The following is a 19371-nucleotide window of genomic DNA, read 5'->3' as shown; positions in this document are numbered from 1 at the left end:
ACGATCGTGAAATTCAGCCCGGCGGAGCCCGTCACACGGTGGGCCGGGCACGGACTGGGGGCAGACGGACAGTGACAACGGATGGGACGCGACCGGTCACGCTGCGAACCATCGCCGATCAGCTCGGCCTGCACGTCTCGACGGTCTCCCGCGCCCTGCACGCCAAGCCGGACGAGAGCGTCCGCGCCGCGTCGAGCGCCACCGTGGCGCGGATCCGCCAGCTCGCGGACGAGCTCGGCTACCAGCCCAACCCGCACGCGACGAGCCTGCGCACCCGACGCAGCAACCTGGTCGGCGTGCTGGTGCCCCGGCTCTCCGACATCGTGCTGGCGACCATCTACGAGGGCATCGAGGCGGCGGCCGCCGAGCACGGCCTGTCGACGTTCGTCACCAACACCGGCGACGTACCGGAGACGCAGCGCACCCGTACGGCCATGGTCATCGGCCGCCGCGTCGACGGGATGATCTTCGGCGACGCGCACGCCGACGCGCGGTTCCTCGACGAGGTCGCCGGGCGCGGCGTCCCGTTCGCCCTGGTCAACCGGAGGGTCGGCGCATACCCCTCGGTGACCTGCGACGACTACCTCGGCGGGCGCATGGTCGCCGAGCATCTCCTCGGGCTCGGGCACCGCGACGTCGCGGTCATCGCCGGTGCGCCGTACGCCAGCACCGGCATCGACCGCACGGCGGGTTTCACCGACCGTTACCGGGAGGCCGGCGTGGAGATCCCCGCCCACCGGATCACGCACTCCCGCTTCGACGCCGCGGGCGGGCACACCGCCGCCGAACGCCTCCTCGACGAGGCGGCGACACCGTCGGCGATCTTCGCGGTGAACGACTTCGCGGCCATCGGCACCATCGGCGCGCTCCGCGACCGCGGCCTGCGGGCGGGCGCGGACGTCGCGGTCGTCGGCTTCAACGACACGCCGCTGGCGGCCGAACTGCCGGTGCCGTTGACGACGGTCCGCTCCCCCATGCACGAGATGGGCCGCCGCGGGCTGCGGCTGCTCGTCCGCCTGCTGGAGGGGGTGGACGTCGAGTCCGAGCGGCTGCGCCCCGAACTCGTCGTGCGCGCGTCCAGCGACCCCGCGATGTACGCCGCCCTCGGGCGCAGGCTGGCGGGCGATCCGGTCAGCGGATCGACGACAGGCCCGTGATGACGACCTTCCCGACGGGGCGGTCCTCGACCAGGTGGCGCAGCGCCTCCCCCACCGCCTCCAGCGGATAGATCGAGTCGATGACCGGGTTGATCCGCCCGGCCACCAGCAGTTCGGTGATCTCGATCCAGGCGGCCCTCGACCACGCGGACGTCGCGGCGCGCAGCGAGAACCCGTGCAGCGTGGTGCGGCGCTCGATGATCTCGCGAAGCGGCAGCTCGGTGCTGCGGCCGCCCGAACAGCCGACCAGGACCAGGTGACCGCCCGGCGCCATGGCCGCCGCGATCTGCGCGGTCACGGGACCGCCGACGCCGTCGACGGCCACGTCGACGCCGGCGGCGAACCCCTCGCCGAGCCCGTCCCGCAGCCGATTCTGCTCCAGGTCGACGACCTCGATCCCCCGCGCCCACGGCGCCGCGCGGATCGCCTTCGCCTTGGCCGTCGTTCCCACACCGCCTGCCACGGCGCCGGCGCCGAGCGCCCGCGCCAGCTGGACGGTCGCGTTGCCGACGCTGCCGCCGACACCCGGCGCGAAGACGCACTTGCCGGGTTCGAAGGCGCCCGTCCGCAGGGCGAGCAGGCCGGTGAGGTACGCGATCGGGACGGCCGCCGCCACCTCGTCGGACACGCTGACCGGGATCGCGGCAAGATTGCGGGCCGGCACCACGGCGAACTCGGCCATCGTCCCGTCGGCGGTGACACCACCGTCCCCGGCGAAGAACATCACCCGCGTACCGGCCGGCCAGCGCCCACCGGGATCGGCGACGACGAGGCCGGCGCCCTCACTGCCCAGGGTGAGCGGCAGCAGCCCCATCGTGGAGGGGCCGCCCGCCGCGACGGAGTGGTCCAGCCGCGTCACGCCCGCCGCGGTGATCTGGACGAGGACCTCGCCCGGGCCGGGGGCCGGTATCTCCACCTGCTCGATCCGCACATCCGTCGTGTGCGCGGTGATCGGATAAGCGCGCGCCGCCTTCACGTGTGTCGTCCCCCCGAAAGTCCCTCATACCCGTACGGGGAGGACGGCACGCCCGGTGCCGTCCTCCCCGCGTGAAGAGAGGTGAATCTCAGTTCGAGAGCCTCGGCTCAGGAGCGCCTGGCCACCTCGGCTGTTGCCGGTGGTCCCGAGGCTGGTGGAGCTCAGCTCGTCGTGACGTGCACGTAGTCGACGACGAGCTTCGCCGGGAACGGGGTGCTGCCGTTCGGGTCGCCCGGCCAGTAGCCGCCCACCGCGAGGTTGACGATGATGTAGAAGGGGTGGTCGAACACCCAGCGGTTGCCGTGCAGGTCGGACGGCGTACGGGTCTCGTAGACGTGGCCGTCGACCGACCACTTGATCGAGTTCGGCGACCAGTCGATCGCGAAGGTGTGGAAGTTGTCGTAGAAGTGCGCGCCGCCCGGCAGGGTGTACCCGGCGCCGATGCCGTTCGAGCCGGAGTAGCCCGGCCCGTGGATCGTGCCGTGCACGGCGCCCGGTTCGAACCCGACGTTCTCCATGATGTCGATCTCGCCGCTGTTCGGCCAGCCGACACTGCCGATGTTGTTACCGAGCATCCAGAAGGCCGGCCACATCCCCTGGCCCTTCGGGATCTTCATCCGAGTCTCGAAGTGGCCGTACTTCTGAGTGAAGGTGGACGCGGTCGACAGCCGGGCCGAGGTGTACTGACAGGTCCCGTACCAGCATTTATAGCCGCCCGGGTTGTCCTTGCGGGCGGTGATGACCAGGTGCCCCTGGCCGTCGAGCGCGGCGTTGTGCGTGCCGCTGGTGTAGTACTCCCGCTCGTGGTTGTTGACGTTGTCACCGGTCTCTGGACGCCACTTGCTCGAGTTGACGCCCGATCCGGCGGCACCGTTGAAGTCGTCCGTGAAGGTGGCGGTGGCGGCCACCGCCGCGGCCGGGGCGATCGCGGAGTGGCCGCCGCCCGCGGCCACGGCTGCGGTACCGCCCAGCCCGGTGACCAGCAGGGCTGCCAGCAGCGGCCTGAACCTACGGGATGACGAGGACATCACTTTCCCTTTCGTGGTGGAAGAGATGGAACGGAGCGCCGGGTCAGCTCGGGAGCGTCCACGTCTGGTTGGCGCTGCCGGCGCAGTCCCAGATCTGCAACCGGGTGCCGTTGGCCGAGCTCGGGCCCGTCGCGTCGAGACAGCGCCCGGAGTTGGGATTCACCAGGGACCCGTTCGAGCCCGCCTGCCACTTCTGCGCGCCCGTGCCGTTGCAGTCGTACAACTGCACCTGCGTTCCGTTCGCCGTCCCGGCCGCGGTCACGTCCATGCACTTACCGAGCGCTCGCAGGGTCTGGTCCGACCCCACCGTCCACTGCTGCGCCGACGTGCCGTTGCAGTCGTACAACTGCACCGCCGTGCCGTTCGCGCTGTTCGCGCCCGCCACGTCCACGCACTTGCCGCCGTACCCGGTGATCTGGCCGGTCGTCCCGCCGCTGGTGTTGCTCGTCGTGACGTGCACGTAGTCGACGACGAGCTGCGCCGGGAAGGGGGTGCTGCCGTCCGGGTCGCCCGGCCAGTAGCCGCCCACCGCGAGGTTCATGATGATGTAGAAGGGGTGGTCGAACACCCAGCGGTTGCCGTTCAGGTCGGCCGGTGTGCGGGTCTCGTAGACGTTTCCGTCGACGGACCACTGGATGGAGTTCGGCGACCAGTCCACGGCGAAGGTGTGGAAGTCGTCGTAGAAGTGCGCGCCGCCCGGGAGGGTGTACCCGGCGCCGATGCCGTTCGAGCCGGAGTAGCCGGGCCCATGGATGGTGCCGTGCACGGTGCCCGGCTCGAAGCCGACGTTCTCCATGATGTCGATCTCGCCGCTGTTCGGCCAGCCGACGCTGCCGATGTCGTTGCCGAGCATCCAGAAGGCGGGCCACATGCCCTGGCCCTTCGGGATCTTCATCCGGGTCTCGAAGTGGCCGTAGGCCTGGGTGAAGGTGGACGAGGTCGACAGCCGGGCCGAGGTGTACTGACAGGTCCCGTACCAGCAGTTGTATCCGCCCGGATTGTCCTTGCGGGCGGTGATGACCAGGTGTCCCTGGCCGTCCAGTTCGGCGTTGTGCGTGCCGCTGGTGTAGTACTCCCGCTCGTGGTTGTTGACGTTGTCGCCGGTCTCCGGGCGCCACTTGCTCGAGTCGACGGCCGATCCGGCGGCGCCGTCGAAGTCGTCGCTGAAGGTGGCGGTGGCGGCCGCCGCAGCCGGGACGACCGTGGAGTGGCTGCCGCCCGCGGCCACGGCTGCGGTACCGCCCAGCCCGGTGACCAGCAGGGCTGCCAGCAGCAGCCGTCCTGGCCTGAGTCGGCGGGGTGACGAGGACATCGCTTTCCCTTTCGTGGTGGAAGAGACGGATATGGAGCGCCGGGTCAGCTCGGGAGCGTCCACGTCTGGTTGGCGCTGCCGGCGCAGTCCCAGATCTGCAGCCGCGTGCCGTTGGCCGAGCTCGGTCCGGTGGCGTCCAGGCAGCGCCCGGAGTTCGGGTTGACCAGTGAGCCGTTCGAGCCCGCCTGCCACTTCTGCGCGCCCGTGCTGTTGCAGTCGTACAGCTGCACCTGCGTTCCGTTGGCGGTGCCTGCGGCGGTCACGTCCATGCATTTACCGAGCGCCTGCAGGGTCTGGTCCGAGCCGACGGTCCACTGCTGCGCCGACGTGCCGTTGCAGTCGTACAACTGCACGGCCGTGCCGTTCGCGCTGTTCGCGCCCGCCACGTCCACGCACTTGCCGCCGTACCCGGTGATCTGGCCGGTGGGACCGGTGGGCGGGGGCGTGCCGCCACCGCCGGTGATGGCGTTGAAGGTGCGGGCGAACTGGTACGGGCTCTGCGAGGTCCCGCTGCAGGTGTCGGACAGGGTGCCGTTGCTCGCGCAGGCCTTGTCCCGGCCCAGCGACCAGAAGGCGAGCTCCTGGATGCCCTTGCTCGCGGCGAAGCTCTCCAGGGAGGAGGCGTTCGCGGTCGTGAAGACCTCGTTCGTGGAGTCGTTCACCCCGATCATCGGGGTGTTGCCCTCCATCGCCCACAGCTGGTCGGAGCTCTTCGACGTCCAGATCTGACCGAGCTGGCCGTGCAGCGCGGTCGCCGCGTTGATCGCGGCCTGCCCCATGTCCATGGACGGGCCGTAGTCCATCGTCATGATGTTGACGACGCTGACGTCGACGCCGCGGCTCTTGGCGTTGTTCAGCAGGCTGAGCCCGTTGGACGGCAGGCCGGTCGGGTCGACCGGGAGGGTGTAGTCGACGTCCAGGTGCTTGCCCGCGGCCGCGTACTGCTGCTGGAGCGCCGCGAGGGCCTGGTTGCGGCGGTCGTTCGCGGCCGTGTCGTCCAGCGCCGAGCCCTCGATGTCGAGGTCGATCCGGGTCAGGTTGAGCGTGTCGATGGCCTTCTTGTACTGAGCCTCCAGCGTGGACACCGAGCCGCACGCCTGGCCGAGTTCGGTGCCCGACGCTCCGCCGAAGGAGGCGATGACGTCGCCGCCGGAGGCGCGCAGGTTGTTGACGGCGGTCAGCCAGCCGCTGTCGTCGATGGCCGTGTCGCCGTTCCAGGTGGCGTTGCAGCCGCCTCCGCCGATGACGAAGGCGAGCGTGTAGTACTTCAGGCCGGTGGCCGACTGGGCGCTCGCCATCGCCGACGTCGAGCCCCAGGTCTCGACGTACGGGGCGGCGAAGTGTGCGGGGAAGCCGGGGCCGGGGTTCGCCGAGGCGGCGGAGGCCGGGCTCGCGCCGAACAGCAGGCCGGCGACGGGTATCGCGGCCGCTATCAGCGCTTTGAGGCGGGGACGGGACATGCGGGGTCCTCCTGATGGGGTCTTCGGCTCACGCCGTACGGAGGGGTCACGGGCGACTGCCCGGGAGCCCATGCGGGTCGCTTCAGGGGGGGCTCAGGCGCCGGGGAGCGTCCACTGCTGGTTGGAGCCGCCGGCGCAGTCCCAGATCTGCAGCCGGGTGCCGTTGGCGGAGCTGACACCGGTGGCGTCCAGGCAGCGGCCCGAGGCGGGGTTGACGAGGGTCGACCCGGATCCGCGGGTCCACTGCTGGGCGCCGGTCCCGTTGCAGTCGTAGAGCTGGACCTGGGTGCCGTTGGCCGTGCCGGCCGAGGTGAGGTCCATGCACTTGCCCAGGGCCTGGATCGTGCCGTCCGTGCCGACCGTCCACTGCTGCGCGGCGGTGCCGTTGCAGTCGTACAGCTGGACGGCGGTGCCGTTGGCGCTGTTCGCGCCGGCGACATCGACGCACTTGCCGCCGATTCCGGTGATCTGGCCGGTGGCGCCACCGCCGCCGCTCTGGGTGCCGTTCCAGGTGAAGGTCGCGGTGGTCCGGGCGGGCAGCGTGTAGACGAAGGACTGGCCGCCCCAGTTCACCTTGACGGACTGGGAGGCGCCGCTGTCGTTGTAGGCGATCAGTGCCTTCGATCCGTCCGGGTTCTGCCAGGCGACGTTGGGCACGGCGCTGTTCGCGGTGGAGGCGATCCGGTACGCGCCGGGCCGGACGAACTTGGTGAGGTGGCCGACGTCGTAGTACTCGATCGTGTAGTCGACCTGGCCGCTGCGGGAGTCGCCGTTGTGCACGGTGATCAGGCCGGTGCAGGTGCCGCAGCCGCCGTTGTGCGGGCCCATGTTCTGGTCGACGGCGAGCGACCACTTGACGACGCTCTTCCCCCAGTTGCGGGTGTAGTCGACGATGTTGTGCATGTCCTCCTTCTGCTGGTCGCCGATCCACGTGCCGCCGGAGTGCTCGGTGTCGTAGGCGTCCACGGAGGGGTACTGGTCGTGCACGGTGGTCTGCTCGCCGACGTCGCCGCCGTAGCCGTGCCAGGCGATCCCGCCGAAGAGGGAGTCGTTCCGGATGGTGGAGTCGTCGACCACGGGGGCGCCGTAGCCGCCATAGGCGTCCCAGTTCCAGTCGAGGGCGAGCACCTTGGTGGACAGACCCGCCGCGTGCAGCGCGGGGAGCAGGTCCGTCTTGGTGAAGTAGTTCAGGCCCGAGCCGTTCCAGCTCATCGACGGGTAGCCGTTGCAGCAGGTCGGTTCGTTCTGCGCGGTGACGAGGTCGACGTGCACGCCCTGCGCCTCGTACGCCTGGAGGTACTTCACGAAGTACTGGGCGTAGGCCGCGTAGTACTGGGACTGCAGCCAGCCCGGGTTGCCCAAGTCGCCGTTGTCCTTCATCCAGGCCGGCGCGCTCCACGGCGTGCCCATGACCGTGAGGTTCGGGTTGAGCTGCCGGGCCTGCTTGGTGAGGGGCAGGACGTCGGCCAGGTCGTGGGCGATGGAGAAGTGCGCGAGCGTGGGGTCGGTCTGGCCGGCGGGCATGTCGTCGAAGGAGTAGCTGTAGCGCGCCAGGTCGGAGGCGCCCATCGGGTTCCGCAGGAAGCTCAGCCCGATCCCGGCGGAGGGGTCGAAGAGCTTCTGCATGACCTGGGTACGGGTGGCGGAGCTGAGCGCGCCGCTGCTGTTCATGAGCCAGGCGGCCGTGTCGGTGAACGACGCGCCGGCGCCGGTGAACCGCTGGTACTTGGTGTTCTCGTCGACGGTGATGGTCTGGTTCGCGCTGCCGCCGGTGCCGAAGGAGACCGGCGTCTGCTGCTGCAGGCCGCGGGTGACGTGGCGTCCGGCGGAGTCGTCGGTGGTGGTGAGCCAGATGTTCACGGACTCGCCCGCGGCCCTGGCGGGGGCCGGGCCGCTCACCAGCGCGGCGATGAGGACGAGGAGCGCGAAGAGGGGCAGGGTGATGGACCGGTGCGAGCGCGCGGGGTCGACGCGATGGGGCACGGTGCTTCCCTTCGGTCCGGAGCGGAGTGGGGCAGCCTCCCCCGAAGGCAACTGACAGGAAGGCTTCCTATCAGTCATCTCGGACACTAACCGCCTTAAAACAAGGTGTCAATAAAGTCCGTTGCGCCTGAACAGCCCGCTGGGGAGGGCGGCCGATCCGTTATACCGAGCAGGCCGCCGGCCCACCCTTATGCGCGCCTTAACGGATGCTTATGCCACCGGGGGCGGGCACCCTGGCGGGTCACCGGGGAGGGTGAGCCCCGGCCGGCTCGGCTTGACGGCGCACATTGATGGCGATACCAAAAGGAAAACAACGTAGAAACGGGCAGCGAACCAAGATCATGTACGCCGAAGAACGCCAGCAGGAGATTCTCCGCCGCACCCGTGAGGCCGGCCGAGTCGACGTCGTGACGCTCGCGGAGGACTTCGGCGTCACGATGGAGACCATCCGCCGGGATCTGACGGTCCTCGAGCGGGCGGGCACGCTGCGCCGCGTGCACGGCGGGGCGATCCCCGTCGAGCGGCTCGGCTTCGAGCCGGCGCTCGCGGCCCGCGACGCCGTGCTGACGGCCGAGAAGGAGCGCATCGCCAAGGCCGCTCTCGCCGAGCTGCCCGACGAGGGATCGGTCATCATCGACGCGGGCTCGACGACCGGGCGTCTGGTCCAGGTCCTGCCGAGCGATCGGGAGCTGACCGTCATCGTCAACTCCCCACCCCTGGCGACCGTCCTCGCGACGCGCTCGAACCTGAACGTGATCATGCTGGGCGGCCGGGTCCGCGGGCGTACGCTCGCGACGGTCGACGACTGGGCGATGCGGCCGCTCGACCGGCTTCGCGTCGACGTGGCGTTCATGGGCACGAACGGATGCTCCGTGGAGGCCGGGCTGACCACGCCCGACCCGGCCGAGGCCGCGATGAAGGAGTCGATGATGAAGGCCGCGCGGCGCACGGTCGTCCTCGTCGACCACACCAAGGTCGGAAACGACTACCTCGCGCGGTTCGCCGCGTTGTCCGAGGTCAGCGTTCTGATCACGGACGCCGGCCTGGACGCCGGGCTCGCCGCGGATCTCGCCGCGGAGGGCCCGGAAGTCGTACGCGTGTGACGCGGACCACACACTGAACCTCCGCGGCCTTGGATCGCGTATTACCGATTGCCTTGCGGCGGCTGACGACGCCGTTGACAACCAACACAAAACGCGATAAACAAAAGTAGAAGCAACCGGAAGACAGTCAAACGGGCATCGACCGGTGGCGCCTACGCGGAAGCGGAGGCCGAACATGACGCGTTCTCCCCGGCCCGGCCACAGACGCCGCAGCCGGCCACTCGGCGGAAAACGGAAGTACGCCGCGGTCTGGCTGCTCGTCACCTCCGGCGCCGTCGTGACCTCCTACTGCGGCATCCAGGAGATCTACGCGACGGGAAGCGAGACCCACCAGGCCCTGCCGGTGGTGGTCCCGCCGTCGCCGGCGCCGCCGAGCACCACGCCCGCCGCCGCGAATCCCAGACCCGGTCCAAAACCACCCCAGGCGTCGATCCGTCCCCGTCCCACGCCGGCCCGGTCCCGGCCCGCTTCCTTACCCACGCCGACGGCCGCCCCCGCCGTCACGATCACCTCTCCCCCGGATCAGGCCAAGGTCAACGGCCGCGCCGGAGTGCTGGTCCACGGACGCGTCGGCGACCTCCGGGGCGACGTCCTGCGCATCTTCGTCTACGCCCCGGACGGGCGGTTCTACCTGACCGACGACGGCCCGGTGCGGGCCCAGGGCGGCCGGTGGAGCTCGTCGATCCAGCAGATCGGCGACGGCACGCGCGACGTCGGCCGATTCTTCAAGATCACGGCGATCCGGGCGGACGCGGCCTGCCAGGACACGATCCAGGGACGCACCCGGGACGTCAACGGCAACATCGCCTTCCTGGCGGTGCCCCCGGGCTGCTCGATCGCCGACGCGGTGGCGGTGCTCAAGACGGCGTGGAGCTGACCACGCTCATCGGGCGGTGCCGGCGACCGGGGTCGTACCGACCAGGCTCACGACGACGCGTCATGGGCCGACCGGGCTCACGACGGCGCGTGATCAGCCGGACGGCCCGGAAGCAGCCGCGCCGCCCGGCTCCGCCTGCGGCGCCTCCGCCGTACGACGGTCGTGCGCAGCCAGATGCCCACCTGCGCGCCTCCCAGGGCGGATCGGTCGATGCGCAGCTCACCGCCGGTGGACTCCGCCAGCCGGCGCACGATGTCCAGGCCCAGACCCGTCGAGCCGCCTCCGGACCTCCCCCGCTGCAGCATGAGCTGGGGATCGGCGATCCCCGGCCCCGCGTCGGAGACCAGGACGCCGACCCGGTCGGGACCGGTCCGCATCGTCACCGCGAACTCCGTGCCCTCGGCCGTGTGGTGGAACAGGTTCCCCAGCACGGCGTCCAGCGCGGCCGCGAGCTCACCGCGGCCGACCGGCACCGGCACCGGGCGGTCGAGCCCGTCCAGCCGCCAGCGGCGGCCCTGGTCCTCGGCCAGCACCGACCAGAACGCGACGCGGTCCCGTACGACCTCGGTCGCGTCGCACGTGGTAGTCGCGTGCTCCCCGCCGGGGCGCTGCGCGGTCTTGATGACGATGTCGATCTCCTGCTCCATGCGGGTCATCGCCAGGCGCGCCTTCCGCATCTCCGGCCCCTGGCCGAGACGGTCGATGTTCAGGCGGAGTGCCGTCAGCGGCGTGCGCAGCCGGTGCGACAGGTCGGCCGCGAACTGGCGTTCGGCCGTCAGCCGCTGCGCGATCTGGTCCGCCATGGCGTTGAAGGCGTACGCGGCCTCCTCCAGTTCGGGCGGCCCTTCCGGGCGGATGCGGACGGTCACGTCACCGGAGCCGAGCCGGGCCGCCGCGCCCGCCAGCCGCCGCGCGGAGCCGACCACTCTCCGGCCCAGCCGGTCCGCCGCGAGGATCGAGCACGCCACCAGGAACACGGCGACCAGGGTCATCACGATCCAGGCCGGTACGACGCCGGGCGGGAGGCGGCCGGCGCCCACATCGACCTCCACCACGGCCATGCCCGCGCTGCCGACCGGGACGGGCTGCAGGACCACCGGCCGATCGTCGACGCTCGCCTCCAGCGCCTGCCCCCGGTCGCGGACCCGCGCCATGACCGCCGGGGACACCGCCGACTGCTCCCCGATCCGCGTTCCCCCGGGCATCGTCACGCCGATGCGGTCCCGGCCGCCGGCGGACGCGCCCGCGATAGCCCGGCTCACCACGGCCGGATCGCCGGAGGCCACCACGACCGGGAGGACCGCGCCGACCCGGCGCTGGGCGCGGATGACCGCACGGTCGGCCGCCGCCTCACGGACGACCAGGGCGGACGGGATCAGGAAGGCCAGCGCGACCATCGAGGTCACCGCCAGCGCGACCATCGCGAGGGATCGCCTCACGTCGGGTCCATGAGCTTGAACCCGACCCCGCGCACCGTGTGCAGGTAGCGCGGGGCGGCCGCGGTCTCGCCGAGCTTGCGGCGCAGCCAGGACAGGTGCACGTCGATGGTCTGGTCGTCGCCGTACGGCTGCTGCCACACCTCGGACCGCAGATCGGCGCGCGGGACGACCTCCCCGGCCCGCGAGGCGAGGAAGGCCAGCAGGTCGAACTCCCGCCGCGTCAGCTCGATGGGCCGCGAATCGAGCCGCACCTCACGCCGGACGACGTCGATGTGCAGCCCGCCGACCTCGATGACCGTGGACTCGCAGCCACCGCGCGCACGCCGCAGAACCGCGCCGAGCCGTGCCTCGAGCTGATCGATCGTGAACGGCTTGACCACATAGTCATCCGCCCCGGCATTCAGCAGCCGCACGACTTCCTGATCGTCGTCGCGAGCGGTCACCACGATGACCGGAACCTCGGATACCGCGCGCAGCATCTTGAGCAATTCGAAACCGTCGAGATCGGGTAGCCCGAGATCCAGCAGAACGGCATCGGGCGGCCGGTCGGAGATATCGCGCAGCGCCTCCCAGGCGGCCCCGACGCTGCGGACGGAGTGACGGCGTTCGGTCAGGTCGTGTACAAGTGCGGTCCGGACATCGGCGTCGTCTTCCACCACTAATACCTTCGCCATGACGAAACTGTACTACCGGCCCTCTCGCCGGATCCGCTTTCTCTTGGCCGAATAATCGGCGATGACCTGCGAGATCTCGTCGACGTTGACACTCTTCGCGTATTCGGTGTGCCGTTCGGAGCGATGGCCCCTGGTCCCGTGCGCCTCGGTCGCCGGCAGGGCGACGACGGCCGTGGTGAGGGTGGCGACGTTGGCGGCGGCGATGACGACGATGGTCGCCAACCGCGGTTTTCCGGCCATGCGGATGCTCATTTCGATCTCCATTCCGCGAGCGCGCGAAGGGGCCGGGCGGCCGTGGTGCGGCCGCCCGGCCCCCGGCGGTCACTTGCGCGTGTTGCCTGCCGCGTCCTGCGTGATCACCATGTTCTGGACCTCCTTACGCTGGCCCGGCGAGCCCTCGCCCGGGCCCTGGCCGTTGTCGCCGCAGACCCGGTTCTTCTCCTCGTCGGTCATGGGGCGTTCCTTGAACGTCACGTTGTGCGTGCCGGCGTCCTTGTCGTCGGTGACCGAGCCCCCGACGTACCACTCGAAGTGCGGGTCACCGTCGTCCGAGGTCTTCACCCGGTCCCCGTAGTTGATCTGCCAGTGACCGTTGACCTTCAGCATCTCCGTGGAGAGTTCGAGCCAGCCGACGTTGCCGGGCTGGACGTGGTGGGTGTCGCCGTTCCAGGTCCAGGTGCCCTTGTTCCAGACGTGGCCGTAGCTGGCCTCCACCCCGATCTCGATGGCGTCAGTCAGTTTGAACTTGGGGCCGCCGCTGATCCCGAAGCTGTTCGACTCCTCGACGGTGTCGGTGATCTGGTACTGGTGGTCCTGCGGGGCGGTCGTGCAGTTCCAGGCGTATTCGTCGTTCTGCGGGACGTGGAAGTCCGACTGGAACGACTCCTGGCTCTCCGGGACGAACTTGCACCGGTCGGCCTTGTACGGGACGTTCACCCCGGCGTCGGGGCAGGTGTCGAGCAGATCGCCCGTGACCGTGACCACCTTCGCGTTCGCCGGCCCGGCCGGAAGAAGCAGTCCGGCGCCGACCATCGCGGCTCCCGTGAGTGCGACCAGTCCTGCACGTACTCGGTTCATCGAATTCCTCCTCGATGAGTTTTGCTGACACCTCCTTTATAGTCGGAAATGGACATCAGTACTTTAGCTGCCACTTAAGGGCCGCATAATGAATTTTGAGGACACGCCTTTCTGGTTCGCTAATTTAAGCCGCCCTAATGAAATGGCGGCCGGCCGCAAAAAATAATGCCCCCCGCCGTCGCGGGGGGCATTATTTTGCGGCCGGCGTCAGGGGTTCGCGGAGAGCACCGCCGCCCGGGCCGTGGCGGCGTCGGCGGCGTCGAGCGCCAGCCGGGCGAGCTCCTCGCATTCGGCACGCTTATGCGCGGCGAGACGGGCGCGTACGGCGGGCACGCTGCGCGGGCTCATCGACAGCTTCGTGACGCCCAGGCCGACCAGCACCGGCGCGAGGGCGGGATCGGCGGCGGCTTCACCGCACACCCCGACCGGCCTGCCGCCGCGCCCACCGGCGGCCGCGCAGGCCGCGATCAGCTGCAACAGGGCCGGTTGCCACGGATCGAGCAGGTCGGCGAGGGCGCCCGACTGCCGGTCGGCGGCCAGGGTGTACTGGCTGAGGTCGTTGGTGCCGATGCTGAGGAAGTCGGCGACCTCGAGAAGGCGCTCGGCCCGCAGGGCGGCGGCCGGTACCTCGACCATCACGCCGGCCGTGCGCAGGCCGTACGCCCGGGCCCGCTCAACGAAGTCCGCCGCCTCCACGGGGGTCGACACCATGGGGGCCATGACCCACACGTCCGTGGTCGTGCACTCGGCGGCCCGCGCGATCGCCTCCAGCTGGGTTTCCAGGATGTGCGGCTGGTCTCGGGCCACCCGCAGGCCGCGCACGCCGAGCGCCGGATTCGGCTCCTCCGGAAGGCCGAGGAAGGGCAGCGGCTTGTCCGCACCGGCGTCCAGCGTCCGTACGACGACGGTGCCCTCCGGGAAGAGGGCGAACACCTCGGCGTACGCGGCGACCTGTTCGTCCAGGCCGGGCGCGTCCCTGCGGTCCAGGAAGAGGAACTCGGTGCGGAACAGGCCGACCCCGGTCACCCCGTCGAGGTCCGCTCCCCGGAGATCGGCGGCGGACCCGATGTTGACCATGAGGTCGACGGAATGCCCGTCCGCCGTACGCCCGGGGCCGCGCCCGGCGGCGAGCCTGGCCCGCTCGTCGTCCGCCCGCGCGCGTACCTCCGCCGCCTCCTCGTCGCCGACGCCCGCGCGGATCCCCCCGGAGGTGCCGTCCACCGTCACCAGCGTGCCGTCGGGCACGTCGAGGATCCCGGCGCAGCCGACGACCGCGGGCAGGCCGAGCGCCCGCGCGAGGATCGCGGTATGGCTGGTCGGTCCGCCGCGCTCGGTGACCAGGGCGAGCACGGTCTCCGGGTCGAGCCCGACCGTGTCGGCGGGCGCCAGGTCGTCGGCGACCAGCACGAACGGGTGCCCGGGCGCCGGCAGGCCCGGCATCGGCCGGCCGAGAGCGGCGGCGATCGCCCGGTGCGCGATGTCGTCGAGGTCGGCCGCGCGTTCGCCGAGGTACCCGCCGAGCGCGGCGAGAATCTCCCGCTGCCGGTCGAAGGTGATCCGCAGCGCGTGCGGAGCGTCCTCCCCGGCCCGTACGCACTCGGCCACCCCATCCCGCAGGGTCGGATCCGCGGCGATCATCGCCTGCGCGGCCAGGATGTCGCGGGCCTCGCCGGTGGCCGCGCCGGCGCGGGCCCGCAGGTCGGCCTCGGTGGCCTCCAGCGCCCGTACGGCGTCGGCGAGTTCGCGGTCCTGGTCTGTGATGGGGCGGGGATCGGGCAGCGCGGGTGGGGACGCCATCTGCGCCACCGGGCCGGCGGCCAGGCCGGGGCCGACCCCGATGCCCTGGAGGGTCCGCGGCGGCGCGCCGACCGGGACGTCGAGGTCAGGCATCGGCCGCTTCCTCGGCGTCCAGGTCCCGGGCGAGCAGGGCCGCGAGCGAGTCGAGGGCCGCGTCGGCACCCGGCCCGTCGGCCTCGAGGGTGACCTCGGTGCCGTGCCCGGCGCCGAGGGACAGCACGGCGAGCATGCTGGCGGCCGGTACGGCCGGGCCGTCCCCGACTCGGATGCGCACGGGTACGTCCTGGTCGGCGGCGGCCTTGACGAACAGCGCCGCCGGCCTCGCGTGCAGGCCGGTGCGGGAGGCGATGGCCACGGTACGCGTCGACATGTCTGCTCCTCGTCAGGGCTCGATGGTGACCTTGATCGCGGTGCCTTGGGACACGATGTCGATGCCCTTCAACACGTCGGTCAGGGGGAGGTGGTGGGTGATCAGGTCGGTGACGGGCACGGCGCCGGTGGCGATGAGGTCCAGGGCGCGGGCGTTGTGGGCGGGACTGGACCCGTTGGCGCCCACGATCGTCAGCTCCCGGTAGTGCACCAGGTTGGAGTCGCAGGCGATGATCGGGTTGTCCTTGGGCAGCCCGCCGAAGAAGCTGATCCGGCCCTGGCGTGCGGTCATCTGCAGGGCCTGCTCCTGGGCGGCGCCGGAGGCCGCGGCGGTGATCACCACGTCGGCGCCCCGGCCGTTCGTCAGCTTCAGCACCTGATCGACGACGTCGGTGCCGGTCAGCGCGGCGTCGGGGTGCACCCGTTCGGCGGACATGGCCAGGCGTTCGGCGTTGAGGTCGGCCAGGAAGATCCGCGCCGCTCCCCGCGAGCGGGCCAGGCGGACGTGCAGGCAGCCGATCGGCCCGGCGCCGATCACCACCACGTCATCGCCCTCCCCCACCCGGGCCAGCTCCTGGCCGTTGAGGACGCAGGCGAGCGGCTCGGCGACGGAGGCCTCGGCGAACCCGACGCCGTCGGGGATGCGGTTCAGGCCGTCGACGGCCAGAACCTTGGCGGGCACGATGGTGTACTCGGCGAAGCCGCCGTCGTAGTGGTAGCCCATCGACTCCTGGTTCGGGCACACGGTCATGTGCCCGCGGCGGCACTCCTCACAGTGCCCGCAGGGGATCGCGGCGATCACCTGCACCCGGTCCCCGGGCTGCCACCCGGTCACGCCGTCGCCGACCTCGGCGATCTCGCCGGCGATCTCGTGGCCCATGACGCGGGGCGGGCGGATGTGGTGGTGGCCGTACTTGGAGATCTTGACGTCGGTGCCGCAGGTGGAGCAGTTCCGCACCCGGATCTTGACCTCACCGGGCCCCGGCGACGGCTCGGGCGCATCCTCCAGGCGGATGTCTCCGGGGGCGTGGAATCGGGCGACCTTCACTGAGTAACCTCCTGTGCGGCCGGCTGCAGCAGCCGGATCACCTCATCGACGTTCGCGCTCTCTCGCAGCGCGCGGGCACGGTCCGGGTCGAGCAGGATCTGGGCCAGCTCCGAGAGCAGCCGGACGTGCCCGTCACCTTTGGCGGCGATCCCGACGCACAGCTTCACCAGGTGCCCGTCCCAGTCGACTCCGTCGGGGAAGCGCAGCACGCAGATCGCGTCGTGGCGTACGGCGTCCTTGCCTTCGAGCGTGCCGTGGGGAATGGCCACGCCCTCCCCCACGTAGGTCGGGACCGAACGCTCGCGTTCGACCATCGCCTCGACGTACGCGGCGTCGACCGCCCCCACGCCCACGAGCGCGTGTCCGCACTGGCGGATCGCCTCGTCCCGGTCGGCCGCGACCGCGTCCAGGCGTATCGCGGCACGATCGAGCAGGTCAGGCATTGAACTCGCTCCCGTTCTTGATCGCGGTGACCAGGCGGGTCACCGCCGGGTCGCCGAGGAAGACCTGGAAGGTCACGATCGGGGTGTCGGGGGCCGATGCCTTGGCCCGCGCGCCCAGACCGGAGTGGCAGACCACGACGTCGGCGTCGCCGGGGATGGAGTTGACCGGGGTGTGCTCCACCTCGACCGAGAACTTCCGCAGTTCCTTGCGCAGCTGACTGGCCAGCATGACGCTGCTGCCCATGCCCGCGTCGCAGGCCACCACGAGCTTCTTGACGTCCTTACCGTTCATTTTCGTCCTCACGCTTCCTGGGGTTCGGTGCGGGCCGCGGGCCGCTCGACGTCACCGGCCGTGTTCTCCAGGGCCGGCTCCTCACTCACCGCGGCAGTCCCATCTTCGGCGGTCTCCTCCTCGGACTCGGATTCGGCGAGCCGGCCGAAGCCCAGCAGCGCCGAGCCGACGGCGAAGGACACGCCGGCGGCGACGAGCACACCCGCGAAGACGCCGAACCAGCCGCCCTTCGGAGTCTCGGCCGCGTACGCGAAGATGCTGCCCGGCGACGGAGTGGCGACCAGACCCGCGCCGGTGATCATGAAGGTTCCGATGCCCGCGGCGCCGCCGGCGATGGAGGCGAGGATGAGGCGGGGTTTCATCAGGACGTAGGGGAAGTAGATCTCGTGGATGCCACCGAGGAATTGGATGACGATGGCGGCGGGGACGCTCGGCCGTAGCGCCTTGGGGCCGAAGAGGAGGTAGGCGAGGAGGACGCCGAGGCCGGGGCCGGGGTTGGATTCGAGCATGAACAGGATCGACTTGCCGTGGTTGACGGCTTCGGCGACGCCGAGGGGGCCCAGGACGCCGTGGTTGACGGCGTTGTTGAGGAACAGGACTTTGGCGGGTTCGATCAGGACGGAGGCGAGGGGGAGGAGGTGGTGGTGGATGAGCCATTCGACGCCGTGGCCGGCGGCTGAGGTGATGGTGCGGACGATGGGGGCGACGCCCCAGACGCCGAAGACGGCGGCGGCTCCGCCGATGATGCCGGCGGTGAAGTTGTCCACCAGCATCTCGAAGCCGGACTTGGTCCGGTCAGCGGTGAATTCGTCGACCTTCTTCAGCACGTAGGCGGCGAGCGGGCCGAGGATCATCGCGCCGAGGAACATCGGGATCTTGGCGCCGACGACGACGCCGACGGTGGCGACCGCACCGACGACGGCGCCGCGCTGTCCGTGGACCATCCGGCCGCCGGTGTAGCCGATGAGGACGGGCAGGAGCAGGGTGATGATCGGGTCGACCAGGGCGGCGAACTGTTTGTCGGGCAGCCAGCCGGTCGGGATGAACAGGGCGGTGATCAGGCCCCAGGCGATGAACGCCCCGATGTTGGGCATCACCATCCCGGCCAGATAGCCACCCAGACGCTGAATCTGGGCCTTCACGCCGGTACCGGTGACGGCGGGGGTATACGCAGTGGCCATGAAGGGCCTCCTAATGAATCGAGATCTGCGTAACGTCGATCAGGCGATGAGCGACCGGCCGAGGTCCGGACGCGTATGGATGCGGACGATGTCGCGCCGGATGTCCTCGGGGCGCGGCATCCGGCTGGCGGGCAGGCACACGGCGGCGGCCCCCCACGCCAGCCCTTCGGCGAGTGCCGAGGCCCCCCGAGCTCCGGCGGCAAGGAATCCGGCGAGCAGCGCGTCGCCCGCGCCCACGGTGCTCCGCGGCGCGGCGACCGGCGCCTCGCCGATCGTCACTCCTTCCTCTTCGACGAGCACGGCGCCGTCGGCGCCGAGACTCGCGAGCACGGTCCGGGCGCCGCGATCGCGCAGCTCCTCCGCCGCCTCGATGACGTCGCCCAGGCTGCCGACCGGGCGCCCGACGGCCTCGGCCAGTTCCTCGCGGTTGGGTTTGACGAGAACGGGCTTCGCCTCCAACGCCGCGAGGAGGGCGGGACCGCTGGTGTCGACGGCGACCCGCACCCCCGCGGCGGTGAAGAACTCACACAACCGGGCGTAGATCTCGGTGGGCACGCCCGGCGGCAGGCTGCCGCACGTCACCACCCAGCTCGCGCCTTCGGTCGCGGCGAGCACCATGTCGGCGACGGCGTCCAGCTCCGCCCGGGACAGGGGCTCGCCCGGTTCGTTCAGCTTGGTGACGACGCCGTCGGGCTCGACGATCGTCACGTTCGAACGGCTCCGGCCGGCCACCGGCACCGCGCGGAGCGGTATGCCGTCGGTTTCCAGCAGGTGGACGAGCTGATCCCCGTCCGCCCCGCCCGCGGTCACGACCGCGACCGTCGGCACGTCGTTCGCGAGCAGCGCGCGGGAGACGTTGACCCCCTTGCCGCCCGGGTCGAGCCGTACGGAGGTGGCACGGATCACCGCACCGGTGACGAGGCGGTCTACCTCGATCGTGCGGTCCAGGCTCGGGTTGAGCGTCAGCGTGACGATCACGTGTTGGTTCACCGCCGTTTCGTCTTTGTTTTCATGTGTTTACGCCCAACTGCGTGGGGTCGTCAAGGGGTCAGGGCATACGTCTTCCCTGTGGGGAGGCGGCGATGCATCGAGCCCGGGGCCCGTCACCTGCCGGTCCGCGCGGGGACAGGGGTGTCCATCACCGGGGAGGCGGCG

At 70.8% G+C, this 19371-nt stretch carries 19 protein-coding genes; 3 read left to right on the top strand and 16 right to left on the bottom strand.

Annotation, left to right across the window (positions count from 1 at the left end; all coding sequences use genetic code 11):
- Positions 1–71: 71 nt before the first annotated feature.
- Entirely contained in the window at positions 72–1157 is a 1086-nt protein-coding gene (locus ACQP2O_RS09170; RefSeq protein WP_433181755.1) for a LacI family DNA-binding transcriptional regulator, read from the top strand.
- Here ACQP2O_RS09170 and ACQP2O_RS09165 read toward each other — a convergent pair.
- The 5 genes from ACQP2O_RS09165 to ACQP2O_RS09145 all read right to left on the bottom strand — a co-directional run bounded on the left by ACQP2O_RS09165 (position 1132) and on the right by ACQP2O_RS09145 (position 7916).
- On the bottom strand, positions 1132–2133 hold the full coding sequence (locus tag ACQP2O_RS09165; RefSeq protein ID WP_433181753.1) for a quinone oxidoreductase family protein: 1002 nt from the start codon (positions 2131–2133) through the stop codon (positions 1132–1134). The genes ACQP2O_RS09170 and ACQP2O_RS09165 overlap by 26 nt on opposite strands.
- A 161-nt stretch (positions 2134–2294) precedes the next feature.
- Positions 2295–3161, bottom strand: coding sequence for a glycoside hydrolase family 16 protein (locus tag ACQP2O_RS09160; protein WP_433181752.1), 867 nt, complete (start codon positions 3159–3161; stop codon positions 2295–2297).
- A 43-nt stretch (positions 3162–3204) separates the two neighbouring features.
- Positions 3205–4473, bottom strand: a complete 1269-nt coding sequence (locus tag ACQP2O_RS09155) for an RICIN domain-containing protein (protein WP_433181750.1) — start codon at positions 4471–4473, stop codon at positions 3205–3207.
- Between the two features lie 44 nt (positions 4474–4517).
- Positions 4518–5933, bottom strand: a complete 1416-nt coding sequence (locus ACQP2O_RS09150) for an RICIN domain-containing protein (protein ID WP_433181748.1) — start codon at positions 5931–5933, stop codon at positions 4518–4520.
- Positions 5934–6026: 93 nt separating this feature from the next.
- On the bottom strand, positions 6027–7916 hold the full coding sequence (locus tag ACQP2O_RS09145; protein WP_433181746.1) for a ricin-type beta-trefoil lectin domain protein: 1890 nt from the start codon (positions 7914–7916) through the stop codon (positions 6027–6029).
- Between the two features lie 341 nt (positions 7917–8257).
- Here ACQP2O_RS09145 and ACQP2O_RS09140 point away from each other — a divergent pair, with 341 nt between their 5' ends.
- Both ACQP2O_RS09140 and ACQP2O_RS09135 read left to right on the top strand, forming a co-directional pair.
- Positions 8258–9019 (top strand): DeoR/GlpR family DNA-binding transcription regulator, encoded by a 762-nt coding sequence (locus tag ACQP2O_RS09140; protein ID WP_433181744.1) that lies wholly within the window; start codon positions 8258–8260, stop codon positions 9017–9019.
- A gap of 175 nt (positions 9020–9194) precedes the next feature.
- A complete protein-coding gene (locus ACQP2O_RS09135; RefSeq protein WP_433181742.1) occupies positions 9195–9896 on the top strand; it encodes a hypothetical protein in 702 nt (233 codons plus the stop codon).
- A 77-nt stretch (positions 9897–9973) separates the two neighbouring features.
- Here the strand turns inward: ACQP2O_RS09135 and ACQP2O_RS09130 are convergent, their stop codons facing one another.
- The 11 genes from ACQP2O_RS09130 to pfkB all read right to left on the bottom strand — a co-directional run bounded on the left by ACQP2O_RS09130 (position 9974) and on the right by pfkB (position 19206).
- Positions 9974–11335, bottom strand: a complete 1362-nt coding sequence (locus ACQP2O_RS09130) for an ATP-binding protein (protein WP_433181741.1) — start codon at positions 11333–11335, stop codon at positions 9974–9976.
- Positions 11332–12009, bottom strand: coding sequence for a response regulator transcription factor (locus ACQP2O_RS09125; RefSeq protein ID WP_433181739.1), 678 nt, complete (start codon positions 12007–12009; stop codon positions 11332–11334). The genes ACQP2O_RS09130 and ACQP2O_RS09125 overlap by 4 nt, the downstream gene beginning before the upstream one ends.
- A 12-nt stretch (positions 12010–12021) precedes the next feature.
- Complete coding sequence (locus ACQP2O_RS09120) at positions 12022–12261, bottom strand: hypothetical protein (RefSeq protein ID WP_433181737.1); 240 nt, start codon at positions 12259–12261, stop codon at positions 12022–12024.
- Positions 12262–12330: 69 nt separating this feature from the next.
- Positions 12331–13086, bottom strand: a complete 756-nt coding sequence (locus ACQP2O_RS09115) for a hypothetical protein (RefSeq protein WP_433181735.1) — start codon at positions 13084–13086, stop codon at positions 12331–12333.
- Positions 13087–13293: 207 nt separating this feature from the next.
- Positions 13294–14976, bottom strand: a complete 1683-nt coding sequence (gene ptsP / locus ACQP2O_RS09110) for a phosphoenolpyruvate--protein phosphotransferase (RefSeq protein ID WP_433181734.1) — start codon at positions 14974–14976, stop codon at positions 13294–13296.
- Positions 14969–15253: an HPr family phosphocarrier protein gene (locus ACQP2O_RS09105; RefSeq protein ID WP_252845789.1), complete on the bottom strand. Its 285-nt coding sequence runs from the start codon at positions 15251–15253 to the stop codon at positions 14969–14971. The genes ptsP and ACQP2O_RS09105 overlap by 8 nt, the downstream gene beginning before the upstream one ends.
- A 12-nt stretch (positions 15254–15265) precedes the next feature.
- A complete protein-coding gene (locus ACQP2O_RS09100; protein WP_433181731.1) occupies positions 15266–16300 on the bottom strand; it encodes a zinc-dependent dehydrogenase in 1035 nt (344 codons plus the stop codon).
- Positions 16297–16743 (bottom strand): PTS sugar transporter subunit IIA, encoded by a 447-nt coding sequence (locus ACQP2O_RS09095; protein ID WP_433181729.1) that lies wholly within the window; start codon positions 16741–16743, stop codon positions 16297–16299. The genes ACQP2O_RS09100 and ACQP2O_RS09095 overlap by 4 nt, the downstream gene beginning before the upstream one ends.
- Positions 16736–17035, bottom strand: coding sequence for a PTS lactose transporter subunit IIB (locus ACQP2O_RS09090; RefSeq protein ID WP_433181727.1), 300 nt, complete (start codon positions 17033–17035; stop codon positions 16736–16738). Before ACQP2O_RS09090 ends, ACQP2O_RS09095 begins: the two co-directional genes overlap by 8 nt.
- A gap of 8 nt (positions 17036–17043) precedes the next feature.
- Complete coding sequence (gene mtlA, locus ACQP2O_RS09085; RefSeq protein ID WP_433181726.1) at positions 17044–18216, bottom strand: mannitol-specific PTS transporter subunit IIC; 1173 nt, start codon at positions 18214–18216, stop codon at positions 17044–17046.
- A gap of 39 nt (positions 18217–18255) precedes the next feature.
- A complete protein-coding gene (gene pfkB, locus ACQP2O_RS09080; RefSeq protein WP_433181724.1) occupies positions 18256–19206 on the bottom strand; it encodes a 1-phosphofructokinase in 951 nt (316 codons plus the stop codon).
- Between the last annotated feature and the right edge of the window lie 165 nt (positions 19207–19371).

Origin of the sequence: Actinoallomurus sp. CA-150999, assembly GCF_050942425.1 — a bacterium.
Lineage (GTDB): Bacteria > Actinomycetota > Actinomycetes > Streptosporangiales > Streptosporangiaceae > Actinoallomurus.
The sequence above is the reverse complement of the archived record's forward strand: the minus strand, read 5'-3'. Positions and strand labels throughout refer to the sequence as shown.

Coding starts and splice junctions, on each gene's coding strand:
- ACQP2O_RS09090 (WP_433181727.1), bottom strand. CDS start 17,035: ATGAACGGTAAGGACGTCAAGAAGCTCGTGGTGGCCTGCGACGCGGGC.
- ACQP2O_RS09115 (WP_433181735.1), bottom strand. CDS start 13,086: ATGAACCGAGTACGTGCAGGACTGGTCGCACTCACGGGAGCCGCGATG.
- ACQP2O_RS09150 (WP_433181748.1), bottom strand. CDS start 5,933: ATGTCCCGTCCCCGCCTCAAAGCGCTGATAGCGGCCGCGATACCCGTC.
- ACQP2O_RS09160 (WP_433181752.1), bottom strand. CDS start 3,161: ATGTCCTCGTCATCCCGTAGGTTCAGGCCGCTGCTGGCAGCCCTGCTG.
- ACQP2O_RS09105 (WP_252845789.1), bottom strand. CDS start 15,253: ATGTCGACGCGTACCGTGGCCATCGCCTCCCGCACCGGCCTGCACGCG.
- ACQP2O_RS09125 (WP_433181739.1), bottom strand. CDS start 12,009: ATGGCGAAGGTATTAGTGGTGGAAGACGACGCCGATGTCCGGACCGCA.
- ptsP (WP_433181734.1), bottom strand. CDS start 14,976: ATGCCTGACCTCGACGTCCCGGTCGGCGCGCCGCCGCGGACCCTCCAG.
- ACQP2O_RS09120 (WP_433181737.1), bottom strand. CDS start 12,261: ATGAGCATCCGCATGGCCGGAAAACCGCGGTTGGCGACCATCGTCGTC.
- mtlA (WP_433181726.1), bottom strand. CDS start 18,216: ATGGCCACTGCGTATACCCCCGCCGTCACCGGTACCGGCGTGAAGGCC.
- ACQP2O_RS09095 (WP_433181729.1), bottom strand. CDS start 16,743: ATGCCTGACCTGCTCGATCGTGCCGCGATACGCCTGGACGCGGTCGCG.
- ACQP2O_RS09155 (WP_433181750.1), bottom strand. CDS start 4,473: ATGTCCTCGTCACCCCGCCGACTCAGGCCAGGACGGCTGCTGCTGGCA.
- ACQP2O_RS09135 (WP_433181742.1), top strand. CDS start 9,195: ATGACGCGTTCTCCCCGGCCCGGCCACAGACGCCGCAGCCGGCCACTC.
- ACQP2O_RS09140 (WP_433181744.1), top strand. CDS start 8,258: ATGTACGCCGAAGAACGCCAGCAGGAGATTCTCCGCCGCACCCGTGAG.